The 26,698-nt window shown below is 64.6% G+C and carries 30 protein-coding genes; 16 read left to right on the forward strand and 14 right to left on the reverse strand.

Annotation, left to right across the window (positions count from 1 at the left end; all coding sequences use genetic code 11):
- The first annotated feature begins 92 nt into the window (after nt 1-92).
- From KF733_01720 to KF733_01740, 5 genes are all read left to right on the forward strand, one after another.
- Entirely contained in the window at nt 93-1,592 is a 1,500-nt protein-coding gene (locus KF733_01720) for a 2-oxo acid dehydrogenase subunit E2 (GenBank protein QYK56203.1), read from the forward strand.
- Nucleotides 1,589-2,314 carry a gamma-glutamyl-gamma-aminobutyrate hydrolase family protein gene (locus KF733_01725; protein ID QYK56204.1) on the forward strand — a complete coding sequence of 242 codons (726 nt, stop codon included), beginning with the start codon at nt 1,589-1,591 and terminating at the stop codon, nt 2,312-2,314. The genes KF733_01720 and KF733_01725 overlap by 4 nt, the downstream gene beginning before the upstream one ends.
- Nucleotides 2,311-2,742: an acetyl-CoA carboxylase biotin carboxyl carrier protein subunit gene (locus KF733_01730; GenBank protein ID QYK56205.1), complete on the forward strand. Its 432-nt coding sequence runs from the start codon at nt 2,311-2,313 to the stop codon at nt 2,740-2,742. Before KF733_01725 ends, KF733_01730 begins: the two co-directional genes overlap by 4 nt.
- Nucleotides 2,739-3,128 carry a hypothetical protein gene (locus tag KF733_01735; GenBank protein QYK56206.1) on the forward strand — a complete coding sequence of 130 codons (390 nt, stop codon included), beginning with the start codon at nt 2,739-2,741 and terminating at the stop codon, nt 3,126-3,128. The genes KF733_01730 and KF733_01735 overlap by 4 nt, the downstream gene beginning before the upstream one ends.
- 215 nt (nt 3,129-3,343) lie before the next feature.
- Nucleotides 3,344-4,228, forward strand: coding sequence for a hydroxymethylglutaryl-CoA lyase (locus tag KF733_01740; GenBank protein ID QYK56207.1), 885 nt, complete (start codon nt 3,344-3,346; stop codon nt 4,226-4,228).
- On the opposite strand, the gene KF733_01745 is transcribed toward KF733_01740, so the two are convergent.
- From KF733_01745 to KF733_01760, 4 genes are read right to left on the reverse strand one after another with little or no spacing between them, the layout of a single operon-like run.
- Nucleotides 4,116-5,081, reverse strand: coding sequence for a hypothetical protein (locus KF733_01745; GenBank protein ID QYK56208.1), 966 nt, complete (start codon nt 5,079-5,081; stop codon nt 4,116-4,118). The two genes, KF733_01740 and KF733_01745, sit on opposite strands and share 113 nt — an antisense overlap.
- A complete protein-coding gene (locus tag KF733_01750) occupies nt 5,071-6,249 on the reverse strand; it encodes a glycosyltransferase (protein ID QYK56209.1) in 1,179 nt (392 codons plus the stop codon). The genes KF733_01745 and KF733_01750 overlap by 11 nt, the downstream gene beginning before the upstream one ends.
- Nucleotides 6,250-6,287: 38 nt before the next feature.
- The gene (locus KF733_01755; protein QYK56210.1) at nt 6,288-6,611 is read right to left on the reverse strand and encodes a zinc ribbon domain-containing protein; all 324 of its coding nucleotides are present in this window, start codon (nt 6,609-6,611) and stop codon (nt 6,288-6,290) included.
- 17 nt (nt 6,612-6,628) lie between these two features.
- Complete coding sequence (locus tag KF733_01760; GenBank protein ID QYK56211.1) at nt 6,629-7,324, reverse strand: hypothetical protein; 696 nt, start codon at nt 7,322-7,324, stop codon at nt 6,629-6,631.
- A 98-nt stretch (nt 7,325-7,422) separates the two neighbouring features.
- On the opposite strand from KF733_01760, the gene KF733_01765 reads away from it, so the two are divergent.
- The 4 genes from KF733_01765 to KF733_01780 all read left to right on the forward strand — a co-directional run bounded on the left by KF733_01765 (nt 7,423) and on the right by KF733_01780 (nt 9,949).
- Nucleotides 7,423-7,653, forward strand: coding sequence for a DUF2905 domain-containing protein (locus KF733_01765; GenBank protein ID QYK56212.1), 231 nt, complete (start codon nt 7,423-7,425; stop codon nt 7,651-7,653).
- A 35-nt stretch (nt 7,654-7,688) separates the two neighbouring features.
- The gene (locus tag KF733_01770; GenBank protein QYK56213.1) at nt 7,689-8,342 is read left to right on the forward strand and encodes an HAD-IA family hydrolase; all 654 of its coding nucleotides are present in this window, start codon (nt 7,689-7,691) and stop codon (nt 8,340-8,342) included.
- On the forward strand, nt 8,339-9,346 hold the full coding sequence (queA, locus tag KF733_01775; GenBank protein ID QYK56214.1) for a tRNA preQ1(34) S-adenosylmethionine ribosyltransferase-isomerase QueA: 1,008 nt from the start codon (nt 8,339-8,341) through the stop codon (nt 9,344-9,346). Before KF733_01770 ends, queA begins: the two co-directional genes overlap by 4 nt.
- A gap of 306 nt (nt 9,347-9,652) precedes the next feature.
- Nucleotides 9,653-9,949 (forward strand): helix-turn-helix domain-containing protein, encoded by a 297-nt coding sequence (locus KF733_01780; GenBank protein QYK56215.1) that lies wholly within the window; start codon nt 9,653-9,655, stop codon nt 9,947-9,949.
- Here KF733_01780 and KF733_01785 read toward each other — a convergent pair.
- The 5 genes from KF733_01785 to KF733_01805 all read right to left on the reverse strand — a co-directional run bounded on the left by KF733_01785 (nt 9,946) and on the right by KF733_01805 (nt 14,859).
- A complete protein-coding gene (locus KF733_01785) occupies nt 9,946-10,923 on the reverse strand; it encodes a Gfo/Idh/MocA family oxidoreductase (protein ID QYK56216.1) in 978 nt (325 codons plus the stop codon). The two genes, KF733_01780 and KF733_01785, sit on opposite strands and share 4 nt — an antisense overlap.
- A 9-nt stretch (nt 10,924-10,932) precedes the next feature.
- Nucleotides 10,933-11,346 carry a tRNA (adenosine(37)-N6)-threonylcarbamoyltransferase complex ATPase subunit type 1 TsaE gene (gene tsaE, locus KF733_01790; protein ID QYK56217.1) on the reverse strand — a complete coding sequence of 138 codons (414 nt, stop codon included), beginning with the start codon at nt 11,344-11,346 and terminating at the stop codon, nt 10,933-10,935.
- A gap of 86 nt (nt 11,347-11,432) precedes the next feature.
- On the reverse strand, nt 11,433-12,830 hold the full coding sequence (locus KF733_01795; protein QYK56218.1) for a hypothetical protein: 1,398 nt from the start codon (nt 12,828-12,830) through the stop codon (nt 11,433-11,435).
- Nucleotides 12,831-12,998: 168 nt separating this feature from the next.
- Nucleotides 12,999-14,021: a quinone-dependent dihydroorotate dehydrogenase gene (locus tag KF733_01800; protein ID QYK56219.1), complete on the reverse strand. Its 1,023-nt coding sequence runs from the start codon at nt 14,019-14,021 to the stop codon at nt 12,999-13,001.
- On the reverse strand, nt 13,990-14,859 hold the full coding sequence (locus KF733_01805; GenBank protein ID QYK56220.1) for a ChaN family lipoprotein: 870 nt from the start codon (nt 14,857-14,859) through the stop codon (nt 13,990-13,992). Before KF733_01805 ends, KF733_01800 begins: the two co-directional genes overlap by 32 nt.
- Before the next feature lie 55 nt (nt 14,860-14,914).
- Here KF733_01805 and KF733_01810 point away from each other — a divergent pair, with 55 nt between their 5' ends.
- Together KF733_01810 and KF733_01815 are read left to right on the forward strand one after the other, a co-directional pair.
- On the forward strand, nt 14,915-15,478 hold the full coding sequence (locus KF733_01810; GenBank protein QYK56221.1) for a hypothetical protein: 564 nt from the start codon (nt 14,915-14,917) through the stop codon (nt 15,476-15,478).
- Nucleotides 15,479-15,499: 21 nt separating this feature from the next.
- Nucleotides 15,500-15,994: an HIT domain-containing protein gene (locus KF733_01815; GenBank protein QYK56222.1), complete on the forward strand. Its 495-nt coding sequence runs from the start codon at nt 15,500-15,502 to the stop codon at nt 15,992-15,994.
- Here the strand turns inward: KF733_01815 and KF733_01820 are convergent.
- Nucleotides 15,991-16,647 carry a uracil-DNA glycosylase gene (locus KF733_01820; protein ID QYK56223.1) on the reverse strand — a complete coding sequence of 219 codons (657 nt, stop codon included), beginning with the start codon at nt 16,645-16,647 and terminating at the stop codon, nt 15,991-15,993. The genes KF733_01815 and KF733_01820 overlap by 4 nt on opposite strands.
- Before the next feature lie 124 nt (nt 16,648-16,771).
- Here KF733_01820 and KF733_01825 point away from each other — a divergent pair, with 124 nt between their 5' ends.
- Entirely contained in the window at nt 16,772-17,890 is a 1,119-nt protein-coding gene (locus tag KF733_01825) for an FAD-dependent oxidoreductase (GenBank protein QYK56224.1), read from the forward strand.
- Between the two features lie 9 nt (nt 17,891-17,899).
- Nucleotides 17,900-19,318: a deoxyribodipyrimidine photo-lyase gene (locus KF733_01830; protein QYK56225.1), complete on the forward strand. Its 1,419-nt coding sequence runs from the start codon at nt 17,900-17,902 to the stop codon at nt 19,316-19,318.
- On the opposite strand, the gene KF733_01835 is transcribed toward KF733_01830, so the two are convergent.
- Nucleotides 19,302-19,589 carry a hypothetical protein gene (locus tag KF733_01835; GenBank protein QYK56226.1) on the reverse strand — a complete coding sequence of 96 codons (288 nt, stop codon included), beginning with the start codon at nt 19,587-19,589 and terminating at the stop codon, nt 19,302-19,304. The genes KF733_01830 and KF733_01835 overlap by 17 nt on opposite strands.
- A 64-nt stretch (nt 19,590-19,653) precedes the next feature.
- On the opposite strand from KF733_01835, the gene KF733_01840 reads away from it, so the two are divergent.
- The gene (locus KF733_01840; protein ID QYK56227.1) at nt 19,654-20,388 is read left to right on the forward strand and encodes a 1-acyl-sn-glycerol-3-phosphate acyltransferase; all 735 of its coding nucleotides are present in this window, start codon (nt 19,654-19,656) and stop codon (nt 20,386-20,388) included.
- Here the strand turns inward: KF733_01840 and KF733_01845 are convergent.
- Entirely contained in the window at nt 20,327-20,932 is a 606-nt protein-coding gene (locus KF733_01845; protein QYK56228.1) for a hypothetical protein, read from the reverse strand. The two genes, KF733_01840 and KF733_01845, sit on opposite strands and share 62 nt — an antisense overlap.
- Before the next feature lie 47 nt (nt 20,933-20,979).
- Complete coding sequence (locus KF733_01850) at nt 20,980-22,608, reverse strand: AAA family ATPase (protein QYK56229.1); 1,629 nt, start codon at nt 22,606-22,608, stop codon at nt 20,980-20,982.
- A gap of 249 nt (nt 22,609-22,857) precedes the next feature.
- Here KF733_01850 and KF733_01855 point away from each other — a divergent pair, with 249 nt between their 5' ends.
- The gene (locus KF733_01855; protein ID QYK56230.1) at nt 22,858-24,114 is read left to right on the forward strand and encodes a metallophosphoesterase family protein; all 1,257 of its coding nucleotides are present in this window, start codon (nt 22,858-22,860) and stop codon (nt 24,112-24,114) included.
- A gap of 157 nt (nt 24,115-24,271) precedes the next feature.
- On the opposite strand, the gene KF733_01860 is transcribed toward KF733_01855, so the two are convergent.
- Complete coding sequence (locus KF733_01860; GenBank protein QYK56231.1) at nt 24,272-25,438, reverse strand: trypsin-like peptidase domain-containing protein; 1,167 nt, start codon at nt 25,436-25,438, stop codon at nt 24,272-24,274.
- 146 nt (nt 25,439-25,584) lie between these two features.
- Here KF733_01860 and rlmN point away from each other — a divergent pair, with 146 nt between their 5' ends.
- Nucleotides 25,585-26,652, forward strand: a complete 1,068-nt coding sequence (rlmN, locus tag KF733_01865; protein QYK56232.1) for a 23S rRNA (adenine(2503)-C(2))-methyltransferase RlmN — start codon at nt 25,585-25,587, stop codon at nt 26,650-26,652.
- Nucleotides 26,653-26,698 lie beyond the last annotated feature (46 nt).

Raw genomic sequence — 26,698 nt, forward strand, 5'->3', positions numbered from 1 at the left:
ACTCCGCCTGGCCAAATTCGGGGCTCTAGCAAGTTTAGCGCGTCAAAGGACCGATTCTCGGCTCCCTGCGCCTGTGCCAAACTTGAACGACCATGCCGGAAGTTTCGTTGCGGATCCCCCAGATCGGCGAAGGGTTGCAGGAAGCCCGCCTCGTCGCCGTCCTAAAACAACCTGGCGACACCGTAAAACGCGACGAAGCGATCTATCAGATGGAGACTGACAAGGCCGTCATGGACGTCGAGTCCCCCCACGAAGGCCGCGTCGTGAAGTGGCTGGCCGACCCCGACACGGTGCTGAAGATCGGGGCCGAAGTCATGGTCATGGACGTGGCCGGCGCCGCGCCGACAGACAGCTCCGAAACGTCCGTCCCGGGCGCGGAGGCCCGGCAGGAAGGGGCCGCGAACGAGGTGGCCCTCAAGATCCCGCAGATCGGCGAGGGCCTGCAAGAAGCACGACTTGTCTCCGTGCTCAAGGAGCCGGGCGAAAAGGTCGCCCGCGACGAAGCGCTCTACCAGATGGAGACCGACAAGGCGGTGATGGACGTCGAATCGCCCATGGCCGGAACGGTCGTGCGCTGGCTGGCGGAGCCGGACACGATGCTCAAGATCGGGGCGGACGTGGTCGTGCTCGCCACCGAAGGCGGTGCCGCCCAAGCTGCGGCGGCCAAACCCGCCGCAACGACCGCAGCCGCACCGGCAGCCGCTCCGAAAGCGACAGAAACCGGCGGGCAACGCCGCCGCGACGTGCCGCCAAGGACCCGCACCTATGCCAAGGAGAAGGGAGTCTCGGACGCGGACCTGGCGGGCATCCCGGCCGCAGGCGGCAGACTCATGCCGGCCGACATCGACGCATGGCTGAAAGGCGCAGGGCCAGCGTCCAAGACCGCGGTCTCCGCGTCGGGCAAGTCCTTCGAAGAGAAAGCGGTTCCCCAGAAGCAGCGCGTGCTGGCCAGCCGCCTTCAGCGCGGGAACCAGCTCGTGGTGCCAGGGATGATGTCCGTGGTCGCGAACTGGGGCGGCATCGAAGAGGTCCGCGCCGAGATCAAGCGAGGGGGCGGCGACTTCCAACCCAGCGCCTTCACGATGTTTGCCTACTGCGTGGCGAAGGCGGCGGGCGAAAACCCGATCGTCCGCACGACATTGGTCGGTGACGACACGTTCCGAACCTACCACCACATCCAGCTCGGGATCGCGGTCGCGTTGCCGGGCGATGAACTCGTGGTGGCCGTCGTGGAAGACGCGGACAAACTCAGCTGGCGCGAGTTCGCGACCCAGGCGAGAGAGAAGATCGACCTCGCCCGCACCGGGAAGGACCAAGCGAACGAGACCGTCACCCTCAGCATCACGAACATGTCCGGGCACCAGATCCGCGAGGCGATGGCTGTGGTCGTTCCGCCCGGCGCCGCGACGATATTTCTCGGCGAGGCCTACAACGGCCTTTCGAACGAGACCCCTGGCGAGTTCAAGGTCCAGCGATGCGCGAACGTGGGCATCACGATCGACCACCGCATCATGAACGGGGTGGGTGGCGCGGATGTCCTCCTTTCCATCAAGCGGCACGTCGAGAACATCCGCGAGTTGGTCACGCCATGAGAAAACCGGTGATCGGCATCGTCGGCGACTCGATCCCAACCGGGAACGTGGACGGCGAGAAGGAGCGGTACTACGTCGGCCGCTACTACGTAGACTGCGTGCTTCAAGCGGACGGGGTTCCATTTATGCTCCCGATCGGGGTCGAGGCGCGCGACGTGGTTGACCTGATCGACGGGCTCTTGATCCCCGGCGGGGACGACCTTGACGCCTCGAACTTCGGCCAGGAGAACCACCCCAAGTCGGTGCTCGGCAATCCCGGGCGCTTCACCCTTGAGAAAGCGCTCCTTGAATCGTTGCCGCGCGAAGTGCCCGTCCTTGGCATCTGCTATGGCTGTCAAGTTCTGAACGTGGCGCGGGGCGGCGACCTCATCCAACACTTGCCCGAAAAGGTCGGACACGATCAGCACGCGAGCAAGCAGCTCGAAACGGTCCGCGTCGAAAGGGACACCCTGACTCGCGCCCTGCTGGAGGGGGACGAAGTCGTCGCGCACTCCTCGCACCACCAGGCCATCGGGAAAGTCGGGGACGGGTTACGGGTCTCGGCCTGGGCCACCGACGGCACCGTCGAGGGGATCGAAGACTTGAACGGCCGTTGGCTGGTCGGGCTGCAGTGGCACCCCGAGAGGACGCCGGACGACCGCGCGACCCAGACACTATTCAAAAAGTTCGTGGAAGAAGCGGCCCGGAGCCGGGAGGTCAGAGAGTCATGCGGTACTTGGTGAACGGGCACGAAAGCGACCTCGGGCACGCGCCCGAGAACGTGGAGGTCGTCCGACTCTCGGACCGGCTCAGCGTGCGGACGCCCGAAGGGTCGGCCACGGCCCTGGCCGTGCGCCGTGGCGATCGCACCCTGGTCTCGTTCCGCGGCCGGACTTACGTCGTCACGCCCGCCTTCCAACATGCGGCGGCCGAGACTCCCCTGGCCGGAGAATCCCTCACGCCAATGCCGGGGCAGATCGTCGAAGTCTTTGTCAAAGAGGGCGACGAAGTCGAGGCTGGCCAGCGATTGGTCGTGCTGGAGGCGATGAAGATGCAGCACACGATTTCCGCGCCCTTTGACGGTCGCGTGGCGTCCGTCCTTGTAGCCAAAGGTGATCAGATCGGTGAGGGCAAAGAAGTTGTCCAGATCGATCCGGCTCCTGAGCCATGAGCACAAAACTCGAACCAGCCGCCTTCAAGAAGAAGCTCGACGACCTTCTTGCCATCTACGAGCAAGCGGACAACTGGGGACGGCAAGACGCCAGTAAGCGCCTCCAAGCTTCATTGCGCCGACTCCACTACCTAGAGGTCACGCGTGCGACCGTCACCACCAAGACGGACCCCATGATCGAGATGCGGGGCCGCTTCATGGTCAGCCGCAGGGTCATCGACCTCGTTCTGATCGACCTCCAGACCGTCTGGAACGACACCACCGCCGGGGACGAGGAGGCCTACCACTGCTTCGTCATCACCGAAGACGGATTTGGGGCCCGGTTCGCCAGCGTCCAGGGACGCACTCATTCGACGATCTCGCTGGTTGTGACCGCGGTTCGCTAGATTTTTATAGACTTCAGCGATAACTGTGCTATAATAAACGTGCTGTGAGGGATTAGACGCCCTTTTAGCGACAGGATTCTTATCCGAACAAAAGCCCTGCGTCGACCTGCCTGGCACGGCGACGGCGGGGGACTTCCCTGAGAGACTAGAGTGCAAGGCCCCGCTCCACGCGGGGCCATTTTTCCGTCGTCTCTACTTTACGGTAGGGTTCCAAAATGGTAAGAATCGTCGACGTCGCACCCCGGGACGGGCTTCAAAACGAGAAGACCCCGCTCCCCCCGGAGTTAAAGGCCCAATTGATCACGGGCCTGGCCCGGGCTGGCGTGCGCGAGATCGAGGCGACCAGTTTTGTCTCCCCCAAATGGGTCCCTCAACTCGGCGACGCGGAAGAGCTATGGCCGATGCTCCCGCCGGGACCGGCCTATTCGGCGCTCGTCCCGAATCTCAAGGGCCTGGAACGGGCCCTCCAAACGGGGGTGGACCGGATCGCCGTCTTCACGGCCGCGAGCGAAGCGTTCACCAAGCGCAACATCAACATGACCATCGAAGAGTCGCTGGACGTCTTCGCTGAAGTCGTCACCGCCTTCCGCCAAGCGCGCCCGACCGGGTGGGTGCGCGGTTATATCAGCACGGCCTTTGAGTGCCCCTATGCAGGCCCCGTCGATCCTTCCGCGGTCGCCATGGTCGCCCACCGCCTACGGGCCATGGGTGTCGATGAGGTGAGCCTGGGCGACACGATCGGAGTCGCGGTGCCGAGCGAGGTGATCCGGCTTCACAACACCCTCGGCCTGCCGTTCCGCTTCGTCACTTGGCACTTCCACGACACGCGGGGGACGGCGATCGCAAACGTCGCGGCAGCATTGGAATCCGGGTATGCCGCGTTCGACTCCAGCGCGGGCGGCCTGGGCGGCTGCCCCTATGCGCCCGGGGCAGGCGGAAACCTCGCGACCGAAGACCTCGTGTACTTTATGGAGCGGAGCGGGATCTCTACCGGGATCGACCTGGAACAGCTTGCCCAGGCGACGCTGCCCGTTCTGGAGGCGCTTGGACGCCCGGTCTCTGCGAAGAGTCAATTGGCGGTTCTGGCGGCCTGTAAGTAGCGGCCCGATAGATTCCGAAGCCTGCCAAGGCGAGCGCGAGGAGCCCGACGCCGATCGTCGCCGCGCGCTCCTCGCCCGTCAGCTGGAACTCGCGCCTGTTCACCAGGAGCACGGTCGCGCCGATGGGAACCAGCGCCGGGAGCATCCCCAAGCCGATCGGGAGCAACACCACGACGAGGTAAACGGCCAAGACCGGCACCAGCCAGCGCGCCGTCTCTTTCACGCGCATCTTGAACTTGAAGAGGCACACGAGGAAGGTCGCAATGAAGAAGAGGTCGGCGGGGCCGACGAAGGCGATCGGCTCGACGCGGGCAGTCGTCTCGGCCTCGGGGGTCGCGACCTTGAGCGCAGGCACGTCCATCGCGACCGAGCGGAAGAACTCGGGCCGGCCCTGGATGAGCGCGGTCGTCGGCGAGGCCGGGTTGAAGATGAGGAACGCGTCGAACCCGGCAAGGAAGAGCGCCACCGGCAAGATAAGGTTCTTCTCGCGGATCAACTGCGCAAGAAAGGCGCCAAGGCCAAGCGTCCAGACCATCAGCCCGAGTTGGGCGAGCGCCTGCACAAAGACGGTTGCCAAGCCCACCCGGGGGAGGACGCTGCCCAGGAGCACGGCGCAGCCGGCGTGGAGGGCCGCGCCCGCGACCACGAACGCGATCGAAGACTTAAAGCTCCAGGGGAACGACGCCGCGCGAAAGAAGGCGAGGACGGGCAGGCCGACGAAGAGGACGGTCACGACAAGGGTCAGAACCATCGCGACCGGAGGCGGCGCGCTGACCAAACCCAGCACGACCCGAAGCGCGAAGAGACCGAGCGCCACGAGAAAGTAGTCGCGCAGACCCCGGTCAAACGACAAAGGCGGCCCTCCGCAGTTCTTGGCGCGCGCCGATCACGCCCCGATAGACCGAAGCCATGTCCTCCGCCATGCTCGTGACGCTGAGGTTTGAAGCAGTCTTGCGCGCCGCGGCGGAGATGCGCGTGTAGAGGCGCTCGTCGGATTGCAGCCTGAGTGCGGTCTCGGCGAGGTCCGAAGGATCGTTCGGCAAGACGAAGCCGTCCACCCCAGATTCCAAGTGGGTGGAGGCGCCGCCCCCTTGGACCACCAGGCACGGCAAGCCGTAACTCATGGCCTCGGCCACGACCAGACCCTGGGTCTCGGTCATCGATGAGAACCAGAAAATGTCGGCGGCCGCGTAGAAGTCGCCCAACTTGTCGCGGTCGATGAAACCCCAAAACTTGATACGGTCGCCAATGCCTAAGTCGCTCGCCATCTGCGTATAGTCCGCACGCGCCGGCCCGTCGCCCACCACCCACATCACCGCATTCCGGTTCGCGCTGAAAACCATCTGGAACGCCTCCAACAAAACACCGATGTTCTTCTCACCTGCGACGCGGCCGGTGTAGAGCAAGATCGTCTGGTCGGGGCTTGCGCCGAGCGCCTGTCGCACCTCGGCCCGGTCGATCTGCCTTGGGTTCGGAACGCCTGTCGGGATCACCGTGATCGGCGTGCGGACGGCGTGCCGGTTGAGCCACCTCTTGCTCGCTTCGCTGGGAGTCACGACGTGGTCGACTTGCTCGTAATAATAGTTCGTGTGTTTCGCGATCTTGAACTTCAGATAACGCTTAGGGAAGAACGGGACATAGTGGATATATTTATCGTAATGGGTGTGGTAAGTCGAGACGATCGGGATGCCGCACGACTCGGCCCACCTCAGGCCGACAAACCCGACCGTGAAAGGGGTGTGCGTGTGGACGATGTCGAAGTCTTCCCGGCGAAAACGGTCGAACCAGGGATAGAACGGAGGGATGGAGAGGGGATAGTTGGGCGTCCACGGCGTCAGCGTGCTGAAAAAGCGGTGGACGTTCGGGTCGCTATCGCGGTGTCCCCGGTAGCGCGTGGTGTAGAGGTGGACGCTGTGCCCTTGCTCGCGCAAGGCGCCGATCAAGCCGTCGATGCTGACGCTGACCCCGTTCAGGACCGGCAGCGCGCTATCGGAGAAGATTGCGACCTTGAGCCTCGACACCCTTGGCGTTGTACCAGGGCAAAGTGAGCGTGGTCGCGCTAGTCGTCGCCGCCCTCTTCCATGTCCGTCTCGAATAGCTCTTCCATCTCGTCGGCCATATCGTCGTCCATCGCCTTGCCCATCTCGCGGACGAGGGAGCGCATGCCGGAGGAGGAGTCTGGCTCGCCCATCAGCTCCACCCGGTCGGCGAGCTCGTCTACCCGGTCGTCCTCGCTGCGGCCTCGCCGGAACCGGCTGACGAGTTTGGTGAGGTCGGCCGAGCCACAGTGCGGGCAACAGTCGGCGCCGTCAGAAGCGACGACGCCGACCAAAAGTGTGACCTTGCGGCCACACCCGCCACAGCGGAACTCGTAAAGCGGCACAGGGCGCGAAGACCAGGTCAGTCGATGATCGACATCTTGACCTTCCCCGAGATGAGGAAGCCTGCGATCGGCACGTTCGTCCATTCGGACTCTCGCTTCAGGGTCAGGCCCGTGCCCAGTTCCACCCAGATCGTGCCCTTCGCCATGGCGGGGTCGGAACCCTCGAGCTCCTTGGAGGAGTAGCCGAGCTTCACCGCCTTGCGCGAGCCAAAGTCCTCGAAGCCGAGCAGTTCATAGTCCAGCACGGAGGCGACCACGCCTTGCCTGTCGTTCTTCTCGACCTTCACCTGCCACTTGTCGCCAGGGCCGACCTCTTGCTTCGGCCAGACGATAGCCTCCAGGGTCGCCATGCGGAAAGCGTCCGCCGAGACCATGTCGCCGTCCATGTCGGCAATCCGGCCGGAAGCCTCGACAGTGCTCGTGCTGAGCGCGCCCACGTCGGTCGGCGTGTCCATTTCGTTACCGTCCATCACGACCTTCGCGTTCGTCTGCTCGGTCGAGATCTTGTAGGATCCGTCGTCCTTCGCTTCGAGGATCTTGTCCTGGACGGTCGCCTTATAGGTGATCGGCGTGCCGTTCAGCTCGGTGTCGACGACGAGGGAGTACTTGAAGGTCTCGCCCGGCTTGGCGACCCGCTTCAGGAGGACTTTGTCTTGGGCCATCGCGATGGACCCGATGGCCAAAACGGCAAAGAGCGCTGCGACTTTGTTCACGGCAAGGATTTTGACGCCTAAACCCATGCCCTCGGGCCTTTGCGTCCCAGGCCCCACGAGCGGCGACGGCCGGCCGCGCGTTTCGGTAGAACGAGGACGTGCAGGAAATCGGGAAGTGGGCTGTGGCCGCCGGGCTTACGATCGCCGCCATCGGTGCGGCGATATGGCTTCTGGGCGCGTTCCTCCCGGGGTTGAGGATCGGTCGCCTCCCCGGCGACATCGTGGTGGAACGGCCAAACTTCTCGTTCTACTTCCCGATTGCGACCATGATCCTCGTCAGTGCCGTCCTCACCCTCGTGATGTGGATCGTCGGGATGGTGCGGCGCTGATAAGAGCGGTCACGTTCGACTGCGCAGAAACGCTGATGAGCAGTCGCTGGCACCCTGGGGAAATGGCCGCCTCCACAGCCGAGCGACTCGGCTTCGGAACCGAAGAAGGCGCCGCCCACCGGTTCGAGGCGCTCGCGGGCGAACGTTGGGGAGAGTTCCGCGAGATCAATTTGCGGCGCGACCGCGAAGCCGGGGACCGCTTCTGGCTCGAGGTGATGACGGACTGGGCGCGCGGGGAAGGCCTCCCGGACGGCCACGCGGAGAGGCTTGTCGAAGCGGCCAACGAGCGGATCTTCGGGCAGGGCTCGGAGGTCTTCCGAGTGTTCGATGACGTGGTGCCTTGCCTGCGGGCGCTGGGCGCAGCCGGGATTCCGATGGCGGTGGTCAGCAACTGGGACATGAGCCTTCACCGCACGCTCTCCTCTTTCGGCCTGGACTCCTTCTTTTGTGGCGTCTTCGCCTCGATGGAGACGGGCTACGCGAAACCCCAGGCGGAGATCTTTCGCCTGGCGCTCGAATGTCTCGGAACGGAGGCGCACGAGACGCTTCACGTGGGCGACCACCCGGTCGACGACCTGCGCGGCGCGAAGTCGGCCGGAATGCAGGCCCTCATTGTCGACCGGGGCGCGCCTTCTTCCGCGACCTACATTTCGTCGCTAGAGGAGCTTCCGGCCAGGATCGGGTTGTGAGAGTCGCGGACTTCGACTACCACCTGCCCGAGGAGCTGATCGCGCAAAGCCCGATCGAGCCGCGCGACGCCTCGCGCCTGCTCTATCTTCCGCGAGCAGGGGGGCCGGCGCAGCACCTCCAGTTCCGAGACCTTTCTCGGCTGCTGGCCCCGGGAGACCTGCTTGTGATGAACAACACCAGGGTCACCGCCCTTCGCCTTTTCGGCCACCGCAAGACCGGGGCGAAGCTCGAGATGCTCGTCTTGGGCGAAAGCGAGGACGGTTGGGAAGCGCTCGTGAAGCCGGCGCGCAAGCTCGCCGACGGCGAAGAGGTCGAGCTGGAGTCGGGACTGGCCGCGCGGATCCTTGCGGACCTCGGCGGTGGGCGCAAGCGTGTCGCCTTTCTCGGGGCGACGGATGCCCACGCGGAGCTGGCCGGAATCGGGCAGGTGCCCCTGCCGCCCTACGTGCGGGCCGCCCTGGCCAACCCGGAGCGGTACCAGACCGTTTATGCCGCGTCCCCTGGAAGTGCGGCCGCCCCGACCGCCGGGCTGCACTTTACGCCCGGGCTGCTTGAAGAGCTGGCCGCGAGCGGTGTGAAGACCGCGCACGTCACCCTGGACGTCGGGCTCGACACGTTCCGGCCGGTGGCGGTCGAAGAGGCTTCCCAGCACGAGATGCACGGGGAACGATGCTCAGTGCCGGAAGAGACGGCGGAGGCCGTGGCCGAATGCCGGGGCCGGGTCGTCGCGGTCGGAACGACCACCGTGCGGACCTTGGAGAGCTTTTCGACAGGCCCCCGGACCCTGGAGACCGGGAGCCGTGTGACCCGCCTCTTCATAACGCCAGGTTTTTCGTTTAGGACAGTGGACGGGATGCTCACGAACTTTCATATGCCGCGGACGACGATGCTCTTTATGGTTGCGGCCATGGCGTCTCGCGAGCGACTCATGAAAGCCTACGAAGAAGCCCTTGAAATTCGGTATCGATTTTTAAGCTTTGGCGACGCCATGATGATCCTTTGACAGGCTGGCTTGTACAACTTGTGGAAAAGTCCCGACGCAGAAATCACTCCAATGATACATAGTGACGAAGGGCATATGGCCAACTCGGATCGATTCGACCCCGTGGCCTACATTGAAAGCGCATTTCTGGACACCAATCCAGACGGCGCAGTTAGGCCGACGGCAGAGCCAAAAGCGGGCCGCCGGAAGATTCCCAAGGACCGGTCCGTGCGGTTTCGAAAAACCGCGCTTAACGCTCCGAGGCCTCGTCGTGCGAAAGAGGACACCTCGGGGCTGGAGCCACGCTTCAGGGAGATGCTCGAGCATTTGCCGAGAAGCTTGGAGTTTCTGGGGCGGTTCTTTGACGACGAAGTGACCTCGCACTCCTACCCGGGCGGCTTCGGCGAGACCCGCGAGGAGTTGATCAGGCGCCTCGTCGATCCCGAACTCACGCTTGAGGAAGCGAGCCGGTTGCTGGGGGTGTGCCCGGCGACAGTGCGCCGCTACACCAACCGGAAGTGGCTCGAGTGCCACCGCACGAAGGGTGGGCAGCGACGGTTCCGGCTCAGTGCCGTTGTGAAGTTCGTCGACGAGCACGGTCGGGTTCCCGAGAGTTCCAGCTAGGCCACGGAAGAGAGCGGGGCCGGTGCCTCGGTCTTGAGGCTCTCGTATGCGGCGAGGGCGATCCGCGACGCCCGAAGGCCGTCTTCGCCGGTCACGGTCGGCTCGCGCTTCTCTTCGATTGCGGCAAGGAAGTCCTCGACCAGCTCCAGCGTCAAGTCACTTCCCGTGCCCTGGCTGCGCAGACGGTCGGTCGTCACCCCGAGCCCTTGCTCAAAGAGACTGGTCTCGATCACGCCGGTCGTCCCGACCAGCGACAGGTTCACATCGCCCCAAGTGCGGTACCCCGCCGGCCGCGACCAGCTCGCGTCGATCGTGGCAAAGACTCCGCTCGCATAGCTGAGGGTCACATGGGCCGTGTCGTCGAAACCCTCCGAGTGCATGTTGTTCCCGGTCAGCGCGAACACCGAATCCGGCTCATCGCCGAGCAGACGCCACAAAAGGTCGGCCACGTGCACGGTGTGGTCGATCATCGCCCCGCCCCCTGACTGGGAGGGGTCGGTGAACCATCCGCCCGGGCATTGGCCCCGGTTCGTCGTGTTGACGGCCAGAAGCTGGCCGATATCCCCGGCGCGGAGGTGCGCCAAGGTGCTCTTGAAGGCCGGGGAGAAGGGGCAGGGGAAAGCGGTCGACAACAGCGTCCCGCTTTCTTTCATGGAGGCTTCGATCCGGTGGAGGTCGCGGCGGCTCGCGGCCAGGGGCTTCTCGCAGAGGGCGGGTCGTCCCGTGCGCAGGGCCGAGTCCACCAGGTCTGCGTGCCGCAGGTTCGGCGCGCAGACGATCACGGCCTCGCACTCCCGCAACAGGTCGGACACTTGGTCCTGGAAATTGACGTCGAACCGGCCCGCGAACGTCCGGCCCCGGTCCGCGTCGTCGTCGTAGACCGCCACGAGGGTTCCGCGCTGGCTGTGCCTCAGCGCCTCCCCGAAGCCGCCCGCGTGCACGTGCGCCACGCCCATAAGCCCAACCTTGACCATGCGGCAAGCTTACTCGCCTTCGCCGGGCGGAGAGATTTCGATCACCCGCCCGGAACCCTCGGCCTGGATATGGATCCGCCAGACACGGCTGGCATGCAAGAACCCTGCCGCCCGCTCGGGCCATTCGACGACGACCAGGTGGCTCTCCAAATAGTCCTCCAACCCAAGGCCCGCCGCACTGGAAACACGGTAGAGGTCGCAGTGCACGACCGGCGGCGAGGTCGGATAGACCAAAAGGATCGGGAAGGTCGGCGATCGGACCGGCTCCACCCACCCCAATGCGGCCAAGAGGCCGCGCGCAAAGGTCGTTTTTCCCGCGCCCATCTCGCCCTCCAGAAGCACCACGTCGCCAGCCCGCAGTCGGGGGGCCAGGTTCGCCGCCAATTCTTTCGTCGCCTCTTCGCCCGGTGCCGAGTGCCGCACTTCTGCTAGCTAACCCGGGACGACGAAAAAAGCGCCCGGACTTGCGTCCGGGCGAAATCAAGTCTCCAATTGGCGGCGCGGAGAAGTTAGCCTCGGAGGAGGCCAAGGACGGCTTGCGGAGCCTGGTTCGCCTGAGCGAGGACGGCGAGGCCCGACTGCTGCAATATCTGGAAGCGCGTGTAGTTCGTCATCTCTTGGGCGATGTCCACGTCGCGGATGGACGACTCGGTCGAGACAAGGCTTTCCTTCGTGATGCTCAGCGAGCGAACGTTCGATTCGATCGTGTTGCTCATGAAGGAACCGATGTTGGCGCGCCCCGTGCTGACGGTGGCGATGGCCGCGTCGATGGCGGTGAGCGCCGTGGTCATGTCGCTCCCGGTGATGTCCAGGGTCCCTAGGCCGAGCGCCGTCGCCGAATAGTTGCTGAGGTTCAGCCGGGCCGTCTGGTCGCCATTGGCGCCGATCTGGAACGAGCTCTCGCCCGCGGTGACCTGGATGACACCGGTCTGGACGCCGCTGGTGGCGTTGCCCGTCTCGGTGAGGACGATCTGGTTGCCCTCGCTATCGCGCAAGGTGAGGCCGGAGCCGCTGCTAAAGGTGACGGTCGCGCCGTCGTAGGTGACGCTCGCGACCGCGTTGACGCCCGCGTCACTGGCCGAACCTGCACCGGTCTGGATGAGGCCGGCGGTCACGGTGGTCAGGTTGATCGTCTGGCCCGCGCCGTATTCCCGGCTGCGGAAGCGGATGGCACCGCCCGTACCCGTGTACTCGGCAATGACGCCCGTCTGCTCCGCAACGGAGTTGACCTTGTCCACGACGTTGGCGACCGTCTCGCCGGCTTTCACTGTGAAGGCATATCCGTTCACCGAGAAGTTGCCTGCGGCGATCGTGCTCGCAGATGTCGCGTAAGTCTGAGAACCCGTGATCGTGGCTTGCTCGCCGACGGTGGTGACGTCCACGCTGACCGGCCCGTTCGCGATCATCGCAGCCCCGCCGAACGTGCCCGTGAAGTTGACGCTCTTCACCCGCTCGGGGTTGTTGACCGTGCCGAAAGCGCCCGCCGTCCCGTTCAAGATCTTGCGGTTGCCGAAGGCCGTCGTGGTCGAAATCCTGGTTATGGACGCAAGCATGTTGTTCACCTGCGTTTGGTTCGCCTGCTTCTGGGCCGCGTCGACCGAGCTGTTCGCGTTGGCGACAGCGAGGGCACGAGCGTCACGCAGCAGCTTGCTGACTTCGTCGAGCGCACCGTCCGCCGTTTTGGCGTAGTTGAGCGCGTCTTGGTTGTTTCGCAGGGCCGCGTCCATTCCGCTGATCTGTCGTCGGAAGTTCTCCGATGCAATAAGACCCGCAGGGTCGTCCGCCGCCGAATTGATGCGGAGCCCAGTAGAAAGTCGTGTAATCGACTTGCTGAGTTCCATGCCGCTCTGGCTCAGGTTCCTGAACGCTCCCATGGCGGGGATGTTCGTGTTTACTCGAAAGGACATTTCGTTTCCTCCGGTCAAGCCCAGACGTCGTCGCATTTCGCGCGGCGTTTCGGGCCTTTCAAAATCCCGTGTTCCTGGTTGGACTACCAGGAGTAACAAGTAAAAATACTGTATATAGGCGCAATTGCTGGTTTTATGGCAAACCGGGAATCTTGCTGACCGGAGAAACTACGTGCCTGGAAGGCTCGCCACGATGCGGCCCGGCCACTCCGGGCCGCCATAAACGAAGCCCGTGTAAGCCTGGATAAGGTCTGCCCCGAGGGCGAGCTTCCGCCGGGCGGACTCCCCATCGGTGACCCCGCCGACCCCGACCACGACTTTCTCCGGGCCCAGGATGCGCCGGAGGACTTCGAGGGCGTGATCGGCCCTCGGCTGCAGGAGCCGTCCGGAGAGGCCCCCTTCGAGCTCAGCCATCGGATAGCCAGGATCATCGGGGCCTGGCCGCCGCAAAGTCGTGTTGGTCGCCACGACCCCAGCGAGATCCAGGTCCTGGACCACCTGGGCGACATCGCTCAGGGCCTCTGGACCAAGGTCCGGGGCGATCTTCACGAGCAACGGCTTCGCCTGGTCGATGGCCTTGAGTTCGGAAAGGATCGCAGTTAGGGCGGGCCGGTCCTGAAGGCTCCGCAAGCCGGGCGTGTTCGGCGAGGAGACGTTCACGACCACATAAGTCGCCAGATCTTTCAGCCGGCGGAAAGAATAGGCGTAATCGGAGGCCGCTTCTTCCAAGGGAGTCACCTTGGACTTGCCGATATTCACCCCGACAGGCAGCGAGGGGGTGGAGCGCTCCAGTCGCCGTGCCACCGCGTCCGCCCCTTCGTTGTTAAACCCGAGACGGTTCACCAGGCTCTGCCACTCGGGGATGCGGAACATCCTCGGCTTGGGATTGCCGGGCTGGGCGTGGCGCGTGACGGTGCCGACCTCGACGAAGCCAAACCCAAGGTCGGCCCAGAAATCGACCGCCACCGCGTTCTTATCGAACCCGGCGGCTAAGCCCAACGGATTGCGAAACTGCACGCCGAACCTTTCGACAGGACGGTCGGGCACATCAAAGGTGGGCGCGAAGCCGTGGGCGATCGCCCAAAGACCGAGCTCGTGCGCCCGTTCCGCATCCAGCCGGAAGAGGAGCGGGCGCAGCCATTCATAGAGCGTCATGACCTCAGCGCGGGGGCGGCGGGGAAGCGAAGACAAAGTCTCCCAAGCCCTTGCTCACCTCACGAGGCTCGTCCAGATCGATGCACACAACGTTCAGGCTCTTGCCGGCTTTCCGCTGTGAGATCCTAAAGTTGATGCCCTCGCCATACATCATGTGGCCCGCGCCCACGACGACCACCATCACCTTGTCCGGACGGGAATCAGCCTCGAGACCGTCGATCGCGGCGTTCGCCATAGCCACGTCCCAGGCGCACTGGGCGGCGTACATGCGCTCCATGGCGTCTCCCTCCATCGGGTGGCCGCCGATCAGGGCTTCGAAGACGGCGCGGTGGTTCTTGTTCGAAGTGTCCAGGTTCGGGATCCACTTCTTCTGCTCCTCCGTCAGGGTCTGCGGCCCTTGGCGAGAGATTTGCCGCACCCAGTCGCGAGGGATGTTCAAGGCGAGCAACGGCAGGTCGTTCCACCGGGCCACCTGGAAGATCGGGCGATAGAGCCGGAAGGGCATGCCCCATTGCTCTTTCCACTTGATCTGGCTGAGGAAGTCGGCCTCGACCCCGGGCATCTCGTTCCAGGGCTTTAAGAGGCTCTGGTTGTCCCGCGTGAACATTTCGAAGCCGACCGTGACAGAACGCCCCGAATCTACGAGCGCTTGAATGATGTCGGCTTGGGCTTGGTGGTGCGCGGGTGAGTCGTGCGACTCGCCCACAAAGACGAACTGCGCATCCTTCGCGGCTTCGGCGACCGTTCGGGCCGAGGCCCGGGCTCCGTTCGCCAGGTTTGTGTACCCCATCCCTACCTGCACCCGTTCCGGTCCGTGGAGATCGAGGAGGTAGGGGTCAACGTCGGCCATTGCGGCGACGATAAAGCTGATCACAGACCCATTCTCCGGTACTGAGAGCCCGTAAGTCAACAGGTACCCTTCCCACAAAGTGCGCATATGGCTTGGTGGAGTCGCGGCAGGCCTCATCGTCTTCGGTTGCCGTCCTGCCGAGGAGTCGACGATCGTGGTCCAACCCCCGACCCATAGCGGCTACCGCGCAGAACCTTTAGACACCGACGCGGAACTGGCCGAACAATTGCGGTCGGGGGCCGTTCAGGCTTCGGCCGCCAGCGAGACGATCGAAGAGGCGCTCAAGTTTGCGAAACTCGTGGCGGCGGAGTCTCCGGACGAGACGCGCGAAGCCGCGGAGAACATCTCTGACTACGTCGACAGCGCCGGCGCGACGGTGGTCGACGCGGGTGCGAACCCACCGGTGCTAGGCGACGTGAAGGCCAACTTTGTGAAAGCCGACGACGAGCGCAAGAAGAGGATCGAGAACCTGAACGACGCCTTCCGCGACTTGCAGGAAGCCCTGGGCGCCGCCAAAAGCCTGAGCGAGCAGGACGATCGCTTCGCCCAACTCGCCGACCTGATCCAAGTCGCCATGGACGACACGGGCGACGCGGTGAAGGCCTACGGCGGACAGATCGAGGACGCCGACGCCGGCGAATGAAGGGGCGGTAGGCTTAACCCCATGAGCGAACGGCTTTGGGCGCCTTGGCGGTTCAACTACGTCCAAAAAGCGGACGCCCAGAACGCGACGGGCAACATCTTCGTCGACCTCCCCGCCATGGACGACGACCGCCAGAACCTCATCCTCTATCGGGGTGAGACCGCGTTCGTCCTCATGAACGCCTATCCTTACACGAGCGGCCACCTGCTCGTCGCGCCGTTCCGCAAGGTCGCCGACATTGTCGGGCTTTCGCCCGAAGAGCTCAGCGAGATCAACCAATTGGTGGTCAAGTGCGTCCAGTGGACGCGCGCAGCTTACTCACCAGACGGTTACAATATCGGCGTGAACATGGGCCGTGCCGCAGGCGCGGGGATCCCGGGCCATATCCATTGGCACGTGGTGCCTCGCTGGTCTGGGGACACGAACTTTATGGGCACGGTCGGCGACGTCCGAGTGATCCCTCAAGACCTCACCCAGGCTTACGACCTCCTGCTGGGAATCGTCAAAGGCAGTTAGAACTCCAACCCCAATTGACGGGCTTCCTCGACCGGAGGCGTCCTTTCGCGAAGGCGCACCGCCGTCTCCCAGGCTTTGGCTATATCTTCCACCAAAAGGCGGTACCCGCCATCTGACGAAGCCCCTTGGTTCCGCAAGATGTAGGCGGGGTGCAAGGTCGCGATGGCGCACCGGGCGAACTCGCTGGGAAAGTAGCGCCCCCTCTCGGCCGTGATCTTGAACGCCTTCTTGATGAGGTTCTTCGCCGAAGGGGCGCCGATGCAGAGGACGACCTCCGGCGCGATCGCGGCAAGCTGCGGCAGCAACCAGGAGCGGCAGGCGGCGGTCTCCTCTTCGGCCGGGGGTCGGTTCACGGGCCGCCCCGTAGACCAGTCGCACGCCCGGCACTTCACCGTGTTGCAGATGTAGACCTTGGTGCGGTCCAAGCCGTTCTCCGCCAAGGCCTGGTCCAGGAGCTTGCCCGCCCTGCCGACGAAGGGGCGGCCCGTCCGGTCCTCCTCGTCGCCCGGCCCTTCGCCCACGAGCACCAGAGGGCTAGACGGGTTTCCCTCGCCGAAGACCACGTTCCGACGCCGCTCCGCCAAGGGGCACAGCCGGCACGAATGAGCCCGCAGGGCAAGCTCTTGGAGGCCAGAGCCGGTCAATGTCGCCACACCATTTCGGACGATTCGGGCGGCCCCTGGGTGCCGCTATGGCCCGGCAGGTTTTCAACATTGGAACGCAGGTAACGGAATTTCGGCAAGGGCCGAACCGCCCGGGCCTGCCAATATTGGCAATGTGCGTGTCGCCGTTGTTGGTGCTGGGATCATGGGGCTCTGCACCGCCCGCGCCCTGGCCGATCGTGGCCACCAGGTCGTCGTCTTTGAGAAGGCTGAGCCTGGAAACCGGCTGGGCAGCACTTCGGGCCGCTCGCGGATCGTGCGACAGGCGTACCCCGACCGCTTCTATTCCGAGATCCTCTTGGAAGGGCACGCCCTTTGGCAAGAATTGGAACAGGCAGCGGGCAAAAGGCTGGTCCATGCCGTCGGCCTACTCTATATCGGCCCTCGGGACGAAGCTGAGATCCAGATGGAGGTGCAGACCCTCTCCAGCCTGAACCAGGTGCACAAGCTGGTCGGCCCGGAAGAGGTCCGCTCGGTCAGTCCCACCATCCGCCTGCAGCACCACGAGATCGCGATCCATACGCTCGAGGCGGGCTGGGCCGACGTGCCGGCCGTGCTCGACGCGGTCGCGCTCCTGGCCATGCAGGCCGGCGCCGAGTTCGCGACAAAGGAGGTAAGCCCCGACGAGCAGTTCGAAGATTTTGACCGGGCCGTCGTCACGGTCGGCCCCTGGGTGACGCGCTGGGGCAAGTTGAGACAGGGATCGAACGGGAAAAGCTCCGTCTATGGCGAATCCAGCAACCGGAAGCAGACCGGACTGGCAGTGACTCTGCAGACCTACGCCTATGTCCGAGGCCACCACCAGGGCCCGGTGTGGATCGAGGGCTTTGGCGACCATCTCTATGGTTTTCCGAACGAGCCGGGCAAGGACTGCTTTAAGATCGGGCTCCATTCTCCGGGACCGGTGACGGACCCGGACGACCCCCACCGCATCCCGGACCGGCGCGTGCAGTCCGAGATCAAGGAAGCGGCGCGAAGGCGCTTCGACCTGAAGAGCCCGGAAATCATCGAGGCCCACACGTGTCCCTACACCACGGCCCCGAACGACGACTTCAAGATTGGGTGGCGTGACGACAAAACGCTGCTGGCTTCGCCCTGCAGCGGGCACGGCTTCAAATTCGGCCCTTGGATGGGCCAGTTCCTGGCCGACCTCGCGGAAGGCAAGCAGAAGATCGACGCCTATCCGCGCTGGCACTGGAAGTCCTCAGACGACGCGGCCAAGGCCATCGCGTAGTAACGCCACGTGCCACGCTATAAGTCGATCGTTTGCTGGCTTCGCCGTGACCTGCGACTGGAGGACAACACGGCCCTGGCCGAGGCGACCCGGTCGGCTGAACACGTCGCGGTCGCGTTCGTTTACGACCGTGAGATCCTTGACCCGCTTCTGGACAGGGACGACAGGCGCGTCACCTTTATCCATGAGTCGGTCGGCGAACTTGAGAGAAAGCTTGCGGCAAAGGGGTCAGGGATCGTTACGCTCTATGGCACCCCCGGTGAAGAAATCCCTCGTTTAGCCGAGCAAGTCGGCGCTGAGGCGGTCTTTGCTAGCCATGATGACGACCCTTATGCCCTAACCCGGGACCACCTCGTAAAGGCCAGCCTTAAGTCTGCAGGCCGCGAGTTTTATACATTTAAAGATATTGTCGTCTTCGAACGCACGGAAGTCTTGAACCAATCAGGCGAACCCTTCAAAGTCTTTACCCCTTATAGCAAGGCGTGGAAGGCGGCTCTCCAACCGCCTATGATCCAGCCGGCTGAAGCAGACACCTCGCGACTTGCGCCGCGTAAGCTCTTGCCTTCTTTCGGAAACTTGAGTCTCGACCAGATCGGGTTTCAGAAAGGGGATTTGTGGCTGGAGCCGGGCGAGGACGCAGCGCTACGCCGCCTAGAGGATTTCTTCGCGGGCGCCTGCGACGACTATGCTGAAATGAGGGACTTCCCGGGCATCCAGGGCACCAGCGGCCTGAGCGTCCACCTCCGCCACGGCACGGTCTCGATCCGGCAGTGCTTCCGAAGAGCTTACGAGGAAGAGGGGCGGGGTGCGGCTAAATGGATCGACGAGCTGATTTGGCGTGAGTTCTATCACATGATCCTTGCTAACTTTCCCAATGTCGTCCAGGAGAGCTTCCGTCCAGAATATAGAAACCTTGAATGGCCAGGGTCCGATGAAGACTACAGGGCCTGGGAAGAGGGGCGAACGGGCTACCCAATCGTCGACGCGGCGATGCGCTGCCTTAACGCGACGGGATGGATGCACAACCGGCTCCGGATGGTGACGGCCATGTTCCTCACAAAAGACCTCCTGGTGGACTATCGAAAGGGCGAAGCTTATTTTGCCCGGAAACTCCTCGACTTTGAGCTTTCCAGCAACAATGGAGGATGGCAATGGAGCGCAAGCACGGGGGTGGACGCCCAACCCTATTTCCGCATCTTCAACCCGGTCCTGCAAAGCAAGAAGTTCGACCCCGAAGGGAAATTCATAAAAACCTGGTGCCCCGAGTTGAAGAACTTTAGCCCGGAGCATGTGCACTGGCCGTCCGGGGCCCCGCTGATGGAACAGCAGCTGGCGGGGTGCGAGGTCGGCAAGGACTACCCCTTGCCGATCGTCGACCACGGCACCATGCGGGAGAGGGCCGTGAAGCTCCTTACGCTTCCTTCTTGATAGAATTCAGCGCGTGCCTGCTAATCGGGCACTTGGTGCAAGCCTCATGGATCTGGAGCAGCGTCTCTTGATGGTCGCGCGAGGGGAAGCCTTCGCGCTCATCGCCAAGCTGGGAGAGGGCCGCGAGGGTCTGCGACATGGTGAAGTTGAGCCGACAGGCGAGTTCTTCCGGTTTCGCGTCGTGCAGAGCGTCCAGAATGATGAGCAGCGCCTGCTCGTGGATCGTCCGCGCGACGTGGACGATATCGGGCGTGGCAAGTCTGTTTGGCATAGAACCTAGGAGCCCTTTGAAGTGGAGGCATTCAAGATTGTTGGATAGCGAGAACGTTCCATCTATGACGAAAAACAGGCAGTCAACTCGGATCCAGCTCCCAAGAGAGAACCGGGGCTGGTACGGCTTCGCGGCCTGGCTTGTCCGCAGCCTCCTGGCGACCCTCGGCGGCGGGATCGAGCGGATCGGGTTGGAAAACGTCCCCCTGGAGGGCCCCACCTTGATCGCCCCCGTCCACATGAGCTTCCTCGATCCGCCCGTCATCGGCTCGCTCTGCCCGCGACGGCTCAGGTTCATGGCGAAGGAAGAGCTGTTCCGACCGGCACTTCTCAACGTCCTGATCCGCAGTTTGGGCGCCTTTCCCGTGCGGCGGGGCCACAACGATTCCACGGCCGTGAAGAACGCCCTCGCCATGCTGGCGGACAAGCAAGCCGTGCTCGTCTTCCCCGAGGGAGCCCGCAATGACGGAGAGACCATGCTTCCGATTCAGATCGGCCTCGCGATGATGGCCAAGCGCAGCGGGGCCAAGGTCGTCCCGGTCGGCCTGCAGGGCACCCAGAAGATGCTGCCCAAAGGGGCGAAAGGGCCAAGGCGCACCCGCGTGACCATCGCCTTCGGCAAGCCCTTCACCTATGCCGAGGTCACCGAGGGGCTCCCCGACCGCGAGGCTCGTGCCCGCTTCGTCGAGGTTCTCGGAGCGCGGATCGCGGAGGCTTGCGCCCTAGCGGGCAACCCGATCAAAAGCGCGTCGTCAGACCCGCCGAGAACAGAGTCCCACCCCGTTCAAACACAGCCTTAAACGTTGCGAACGGCACAGGGCGCAGCTCGATGCCACCGGCAAGCCGCAGGCTGTCGTGCTCCGCCAGAAACAGGAGTTTATCGCTGATCGGCAAGCTCACGGCGAAGAACAAAAGCCCGCTTTTGCGGCTCCAAAAGCCGATTGTAAGGTCGGTCGGCACGTCTTGGTTCAGGTCGCCGACGTTTCCGTAGCGATAGGTCATCGCGAGGTAACCGGCCCGCCCCCCTTCCGTCTTGTTGGCCAGGTCGAGAAGCCCGACGCTGATGCCGGGAGCGATGTCCGTGATCGGGGGCGTGAAGTTGTAGGCAAGGTCAAGAGTCGGTTCCCACTGCCCGCCCTCGTTGCGCACGAAGTTGATCTCCCCATCGTACGACTGCAGGAACCCGGCCCCCAGCCAAGCCTGCGCCCGCTCCTCGCCGGGCTGGAAAAGCGCCTCGATCCGGACCTGGCCCTCCAGGAGCTTTCGCCCCATCGGCACCCGAATCTCGCGGTCGGCATGAGCCACGCTGGAAAGCAGGGCCAGGACGAGGGGTGACAGACGCACCCCCGCACCATACCCACCGGGCCGCCGCATCCCTGGCACCCCCGGCTCTAAGCCAGCCGCACCGGCAAGATCCGCAACCGCCGCGCCGGGTCTTGGCCGACACACTCGGCCGCGAGCCGCTTGGACTCCACGATCTGAAGTTGCATCTTCCTCACAGAGGAGTTCTGCGGCGTGAGTTCCACCGGACGCCCGGTGCGAAGCACCGTTGCCACCGCGTCGCTCACCTCTTGCAGGGCGCCCGCCTCAGCGTCTCGGTCGATCCCGCTTCCTCGCAGAACCTCCTCCAGGGCCGAGGCGATCTGGCTGAACGTGTTCGACTTCACCACCACCGTCGGCAAGGGTCGGCCCAGCTCGCGGAGCTTGGCCGGCTTGGCCTGCGCCGTCGAGCGGATCGCGATCACCGCGTCGGCCTGGTGGATGTCGTTCGTGATGTAGGCCGGCGCCTTTCTCTCGCGGATCGCCCGCTCCAGCCTTGTCCGAGCGATCCCGTACGGAAAGATGCGCATCACCTTGGCCGGTTTGGGCTGGGGCTCGGCTTTGGGCGCCTTCTCTGGCTCGGCGGTGGCGGTGCGGCCCTTGCGCCCTCCCCGCTCCGGCGGGTCGGGCGGCTGCGGCTTGCGGGCCGAGAGCGAGGGGAAGCGCTCGTTGAAGCCCGGCTCGTCGATCTCGCCCACCACCTCTTGCTGCACGACCTCGACGTCGCCCTCGGCCCGGCGAACCCGGACTTCCGGCCTCGGCAGCACCCCGCGCAACATCAGGTCCACCGTCTTCTGCACGTCGTGGTGCACGGCCAGCTTGTCGTAGTCGATCAGCTCGATCACCACCTGGAAGGTCGGCGGGGCCTTGCGCTCCAGGATCGTCTTCTGCGTGCCCCTGCGCCGCGCCTCGTCGTCGCTCAAGGTCACCGCCTGGATGCCACCGATGAGGTCCGCCAGCGAGGGGTTCAGCATCAGGTTCTCCAGAGTCTGCCCGTGGGCGGTCGCGATTAGCTGCACGCCGCGCTCGGCGATGGTGCGGGCGGCCATGGCTTCCGCCTCGTTGCCGATCTCGTCGATCACGATCACCTCGGGCATATGGTTCTCCACCGCCTCGATCATCACGTTGTGCTGCTCGCTGGGGCGGCGCACCTGCATGCGGCGGGCACTGCCCACGGCCGGGTGCGGCACGTCGCCGTCGCCCCCGATCTCGTTCGAGGTGTCCACGATCACCACCCGCTTCTCGACCTCGTCCGCCAGAACCCGGGCCACCTCGCGCAACTTCGTGGTCTTGCCCACTCCCGGCCGTCCCAAGATCAAGATCGACTGCCCCGCACGAACGATGTCGTCGATGATGTCGATCGTGCCCTCTAGCGCTCGGCCCACCCGGCAGGTCAAGCCCACCACCCGCCCCTGGCGGTTGCGGATGCAGGAGATGCGGTGCAGCGTGCGCTCGATGCCCGCACGGTTGTCCTCCCCAAAGTCGCCGATCTTCTTGACCACGTGCTCAAGGTCGTGCTCGGTCACCGTGATCCCGTGCCACCGCTCAAAGCCGCTCCGGTACCGCGCCTCGGCAGGGCGGCCGTAGTCCAGAACCACTTCGACAAGTTCGTTGAGGTCCGGGCTCGTGACCAGTTTCTCTTTTATGTGGGAGGGAAGGACGTCGAGGAGCTGCAGCAGGCCGTCATGGATCAAAGACATCGGCTACCTCAATATGGACGCCCACTCCGCCCCACATGTACCAGCGGGGCCCAGAAGATTAAGAAAGGTTAATGGGGAAAGGGTGGGGGCTCAGGCTCGGACTTATGGCTAAACCGAGACCCGCCGCCCCCTGCCCCCTCTCGCCGGACTTCTGTCCAACGCCTGGCCTCCGACTCAAGTCTAACCGCACCCAGGCAGCCTTCACTTGTCCCGGCCGTTCCAGGGACGGGGCGGGTATTTCTGGGGGGTATGGGACCCGTAGCACTTGCCCTAGCCCTTCTCTTACAGCCCGGCGCGCCCCAGCGGGTCTGCCTGACCTGGTCGGGCGACCCCGCGACCACCGCGACCGTCACCTGGCGCACGGACGGAGACCTGGGCGACCAGAAGGCGGAGTTCGCCCTCGCCTCGGCCGACCCCCGCTTTCGCGGGAGCGCCCAGACCGTGGGCGCGCTGAACACCCGGGTGGAGCTCGACACCAAGGCCAGCGCTTGGTACCACCGGGCGACCCTCACCAACCTGAAGCCGGAGACGATTTACGCCTACCGGGTGGGCGACGGCAAGGCCTGGAGCGAGTGGTTCCAGTTCAAGACGGCCTCGCCCGAGTTCAAACCGTTCGAGTTCGTCTACTTCGGCGACGCCCAGAACGAGATCAAGTCCATGTGGAGCCGGGTGGTGCGGCAGGCGCACCGGGACGCCCCCTATGCGGCCTTCATGCTGCACGCTGGCGACCTCGTGAATACGAACGACAGCGACAAGGAGTGGGGCGAGTGGTTCGAGGCGGGCGGTTGGCTGCACTCGCAGATCCCGGTGGTCGCGACCCCCGGGAACCATGAGTACGGCAAGGCGGCGGACGGGAAGCGGCTGACCCCGCTCTGGACGCCGCAGTTCGCCTTTCCCGCGAACGGTCCCGCCGGGCTGGAAGGGTCTTGCTACTATGTGGACTTCCAAGGGTGCCGGGTGGTCAGCCTCAACTCCAATGAGAAGGTCGAGGAGCAGGCCGTCTGGCTCGACCGAGTGCTGGCCGAGAACCCCAACCGCTGGACGTTCGTGACTTTCCACCATCCGGTTTACTCGACGGCGGTGGGCCGGGACAACCCTAAGGTGAGGGGCCAGTGGCAGCCCATCTTCCAGGAGCACAAGGTGGACCTGGTGCTGCAAGGGCACGACCACACCTACGGCCGGAGGAACGTGCCTACCGGTGCGAACGTCCGCGACGGGGCCGGGGTGGTCTATGTGGTGAGCGTGGCCGGGCCGAAGATGTACCGCCTGGGCGAGACGGCGCTGAACGACATGAAGCGGGTGGCCGAGTACACCCAGCTCTACCAAGTGGTGAAGGTCGAGTACGACAAGCTGCGGTTCGAGTCTCGCACGGCGACGGGCGAGCTCTACGACGCCTTTGAGCTGCGCCGTCGACCAAATGGTGGAAACGATCTGGAAGAGATCAAGCCCGAGGTGCCGCAAAGGATCGACCCGAAAGGCGCCTCGGACGAGAAAGACGGGGGATAACCCCCTCCCCCTTACCCCCTCCCCAAGCTTGGGGAGGGGGGGTACCGGTGCCTTGCGTCTTGCCGCGAGGCATGGATCCAGCGCGGAGTGGCGCCAAGTCCCCCCTCCCCAGGCTTGGGGAGGGGGTCAGGGGGAGGGGTGCGCGGGACGCCCAGGTTTATTCCTCTCCCTTCGCCTCGGCGAGGGTGAGGCTGACGTCCTTGACCGCGCCGGACTGCCACACCTTGACCGTGACCTTGGCGCCGGGGCGGAGGGGGGAGACGGCGGCGAAAAAGTCGGTCGGCTCTTTCACCTCCTTGCCGTTGATGCTGGTAATGACGTCCCAGCGGCCGATGCCGGCTTGGGCGGCGGGGAGGCCCTGCTGCACATCCAGCACGACGACGCCATGGTCGGGCGGGTCGGTGGAGGCATTGGCATACTGGCGGAGTTCGGCGCGGGCGTCGGCCATGGCGAGCAGCTGGGAGCGCGGGCTGAGCGAGACCCCGAGGATGCCGTACTTGGCGTAGCCGAACTTCAGGATGTCCTCCACGACCGTCTTCATCCGGTTCACGGGGATGGCGAAGCCGATGCCCACGTTGCCGCCGTTGATGCTGGCGATGCTGGAGTTGATGCCCACGAGCTGGCCGGCCGAGTTCACGAGGGCCCCGCCCGAATTGCCCTGGTTGATGGCCGCGTCGGTCTGGATGCCGTCGATGAAGACGGAGTTGGTCTGGCTGGGCAGTTGCCGGCCGATGCTGCTGACCACGCCCGCGCTGAGCGTGTTCTTGAAGCCGAGGGGGTTGCCGATGGCGAGCACCCACTCGCCCACCTCGAGCTTGCTGCTGTCGCCGAGGTCGATCGGCACGAGGTTCGGGAGCTCGACCTTGAGCACGGCGAGGTCGGCCCGGGGATCGGTGCCGACGATCTTGGCGGGGGCGGTGCGGCCGTCGCTGAGGGTGACGCTGACCGCATCGGCCAGACGGCTGCCACGGAAGCCCATGTCCACGCGGACGACGTGGTTGTTCGTCACGATGTAGCCGCTCTGGTCGATGACGACGCCGGAGCCCTGGGAATAGGGCCGGTCCATCACCTCGCCGAACATGCGGCCCCGCACCCGGGTATCGATGCTGACCACGCTGGGCAGCACCTTCTTCGCGGTCGCCCGGAAGTCGTTGTCGGCGACGCCTTCCAGGCTCGCGTTTTTCAGCACGACGGGGGGCTGGTTCAGCCTGGTGCTGACCTGCCGGGTCTCGACGACGCGGTTCAGTTGCAGCGCCCCGAAGACCCCGGCGAACACGGCCAGGAAGACGCCGACGACCAACAAGACGAGCACGCCTTTCTTCATTGTTAAATTCTACACGCCGATACGGCGGGCGAGTGCCCCGAATGGCGAAGGAAGCGAAAGAGCCCTAGGCGGACGCGCTCCCGGCACAGTCCCCAGCCGGTCTACCGGCACGGGCTTCTGCAGGCCAGGGGGCGTAGAATGAGTTTGTGGACAACCGGCCCGCGCTTGCCGGGCTCCCGCCCGACCGCATGGTCGAGGTGGCGCAGGCCCTTGGGCAACCCTCGTACCGTGGGCGGCAGCTCACAAAGTGGGTCTATCAAAAGGCGGCCCGGAGCTTTGAGGAGATGGCGGATCTGCCCGCCGCCTTCCGCACCCAGCTGGAAGAACACTACCGGGTCTCGCCGCTTGTGGTCGCCGACCACAAGACCAGCCGCGACGGGGTGGAAAAGCTGCTCGTGCACAACGGCGACGAACAGGTCTACGAGTGCGTGCTCTTGCCCTATGCCGACCGCGTCTCGTGCTGCATCAGCAGCCAGGTGGGGTGCCCGATGGGGTGCACGTTCTGCGCGACCGGCCTGGGCGGTTTCGACCGCAACCTGACGGCGGCGGAGATCATCGGCCAGTACCTGCTTCTCCAGTCGCTGAGCCCACGCCGAGTGAGCCACGTGGTCTTCATGGGCATGGGCGAACCGTTGCTGAACCTGGAGGCGCTCGTGGAGGCCATGCGGCTGCTGCACGAAGAGGTCGGGCTGAGCTACCGACACCTCACCGTCTCGACCGTCGGCCTCGTACCGCAAATCAGGCAGCTCGCTCGCCTGAAGCTTCCCATCCACCTCGCCCTCTCGCTCCACTCCCCGCTCGACTCGGTCCGGGAGACGCTCATGCCTGTGAACCACAAGTGGCCGGTGGCGGAGGTGATGCAGGCCATGCGCGAATACCAGGCCGCGACCGGGAGAAAAGTCACGTTCGAATACCTCCTGATAGACCAGGTGAACGATACGCCCGACCAGGCGGAGGCGCTGGCACGTCTAGTGAAGGGCCTCCCGTGTTTTGTGAACCTCATCCCGTTCAATTGGGTCGACACCGGCCAGGGCTTCCGCCGTCCGGAACGCGAGCGCGTCGCCGCATTTCGCCGGGTCTTGGAGAAGTTCGGGGTGGAGGTGGCCGAACGCGTGGAGCGCGGTCACGACATCGCCGCCGCCTGCGGCCAATTGGCGGGGCAGCACACGGGACGGTTCGGCAAGCGGGGACTCACACCCCTACGCGTAGAGTGAAGGACACTTCACGGTTGGGAGGCGGGTCGCGGGCCGGAAAAATCCT

Source organism: Fimbriimonadaceae bacterium (assembly GCA_019454125.1).
Taxonomy (GTDB): Bacteria; Armatimonadota; Fimbriimonadia; order Fimbriimonadales; family Fimbriimonadaceae; genus JALHNM01.

Excerpts from the sequence above, each read along its gene's own strand:
- KF733_01720 (QYK56203.1), top strand. The coding sequence starts at position 93 with ATGCCGGAAGTTTCGTTGCGGATCCCCCAGATCGGCGAAGGGTTGCAG.
- KF733_01725 (QYK56204.1), top strand. The coding sequence starts at position 1,589 with ATGAGAAAACCGGTGATCGGCATCGTCGGCGACTCGATCCCAACCGGG.
- KF733_01735 (QYK56206.1), top strand. The coding sequence starts at position 2,739 with ATGAGCACAAAACTCGAACCAGCCGCCTTCAAGAAGAAGCTCGACGAC.
- KF733_01740 (QYK56207.1), top strand. The coding sequence starts at position 3,344 with ATGGTAAGAATCGTCGACGTCGCACCCCGGGACGGGCTTCAAAACGAG.
- KF733_01770 (QYK56213.1), top strand. The coding sequence starts at position 7,689 with ATGAGCAGTCGCTGGCACCCTGGGGAAATGGCCGCCTCCACAGCCGAG.
- KF733_01785 (QYK56216.1), bottom strand. The coding sequence starts at position 10,923 with ATGGTCAAGGTTGGGCTTATGGGCGTGGCGCACGTGCACGCGGGCGGC.
- KF733_01795 (QYK56218.1), bottom strand. The coding sequence starts at position 12,830 with ATGTCCTTTCGAGTAAACACGAACATCCCCGCCATGGGAGCGTTCAGG.
- KF733_01815 (QYK56222.1), top strand. The coding sequence starts at position 15,500 with ATGAGCGAACGGCTTTGGGCGCCTTGGCGGTTCAACTACGTCCAAAAA.
- KF733_01835 (QYK56226.1), bottom strand. The coding sequence starts at position 19,589 with ATGCCAAACAGACTTGCCACGCCCGATATCGTCCACGTCGCGCGGACG.
- KF733_01840 (QYK56227.1), top strand. The coding sequence starts at position 19,654 with ATGACGAAAAACAGGCAGTCAACTCGGATCCAGCTCCCAAGAGAGAAC.
- KF733_01850 (QYK56229.1), bottom strand. The coding sequence starts at position 22,608 with ATGTCTTTGATCCATGACGGCCTGCTGCAGCTCCTCGACGTCCTTCCC.
- KF733_01855 (QYK56230.1), top strand. The coding sequence starts at position 22,858 with ATGGGACCCGTAGCACTTGCCCTAGCCCTTCTCTTACAGCCCGGCGCG.
- KF733_01860 (QYK56231.1), bottom strand. The coding sequence starts at position 25,438 with ATGAAGAAAGGCGTGCTCGTCTTGTTGGTCGTCGGCGTCTTCCTGGCC.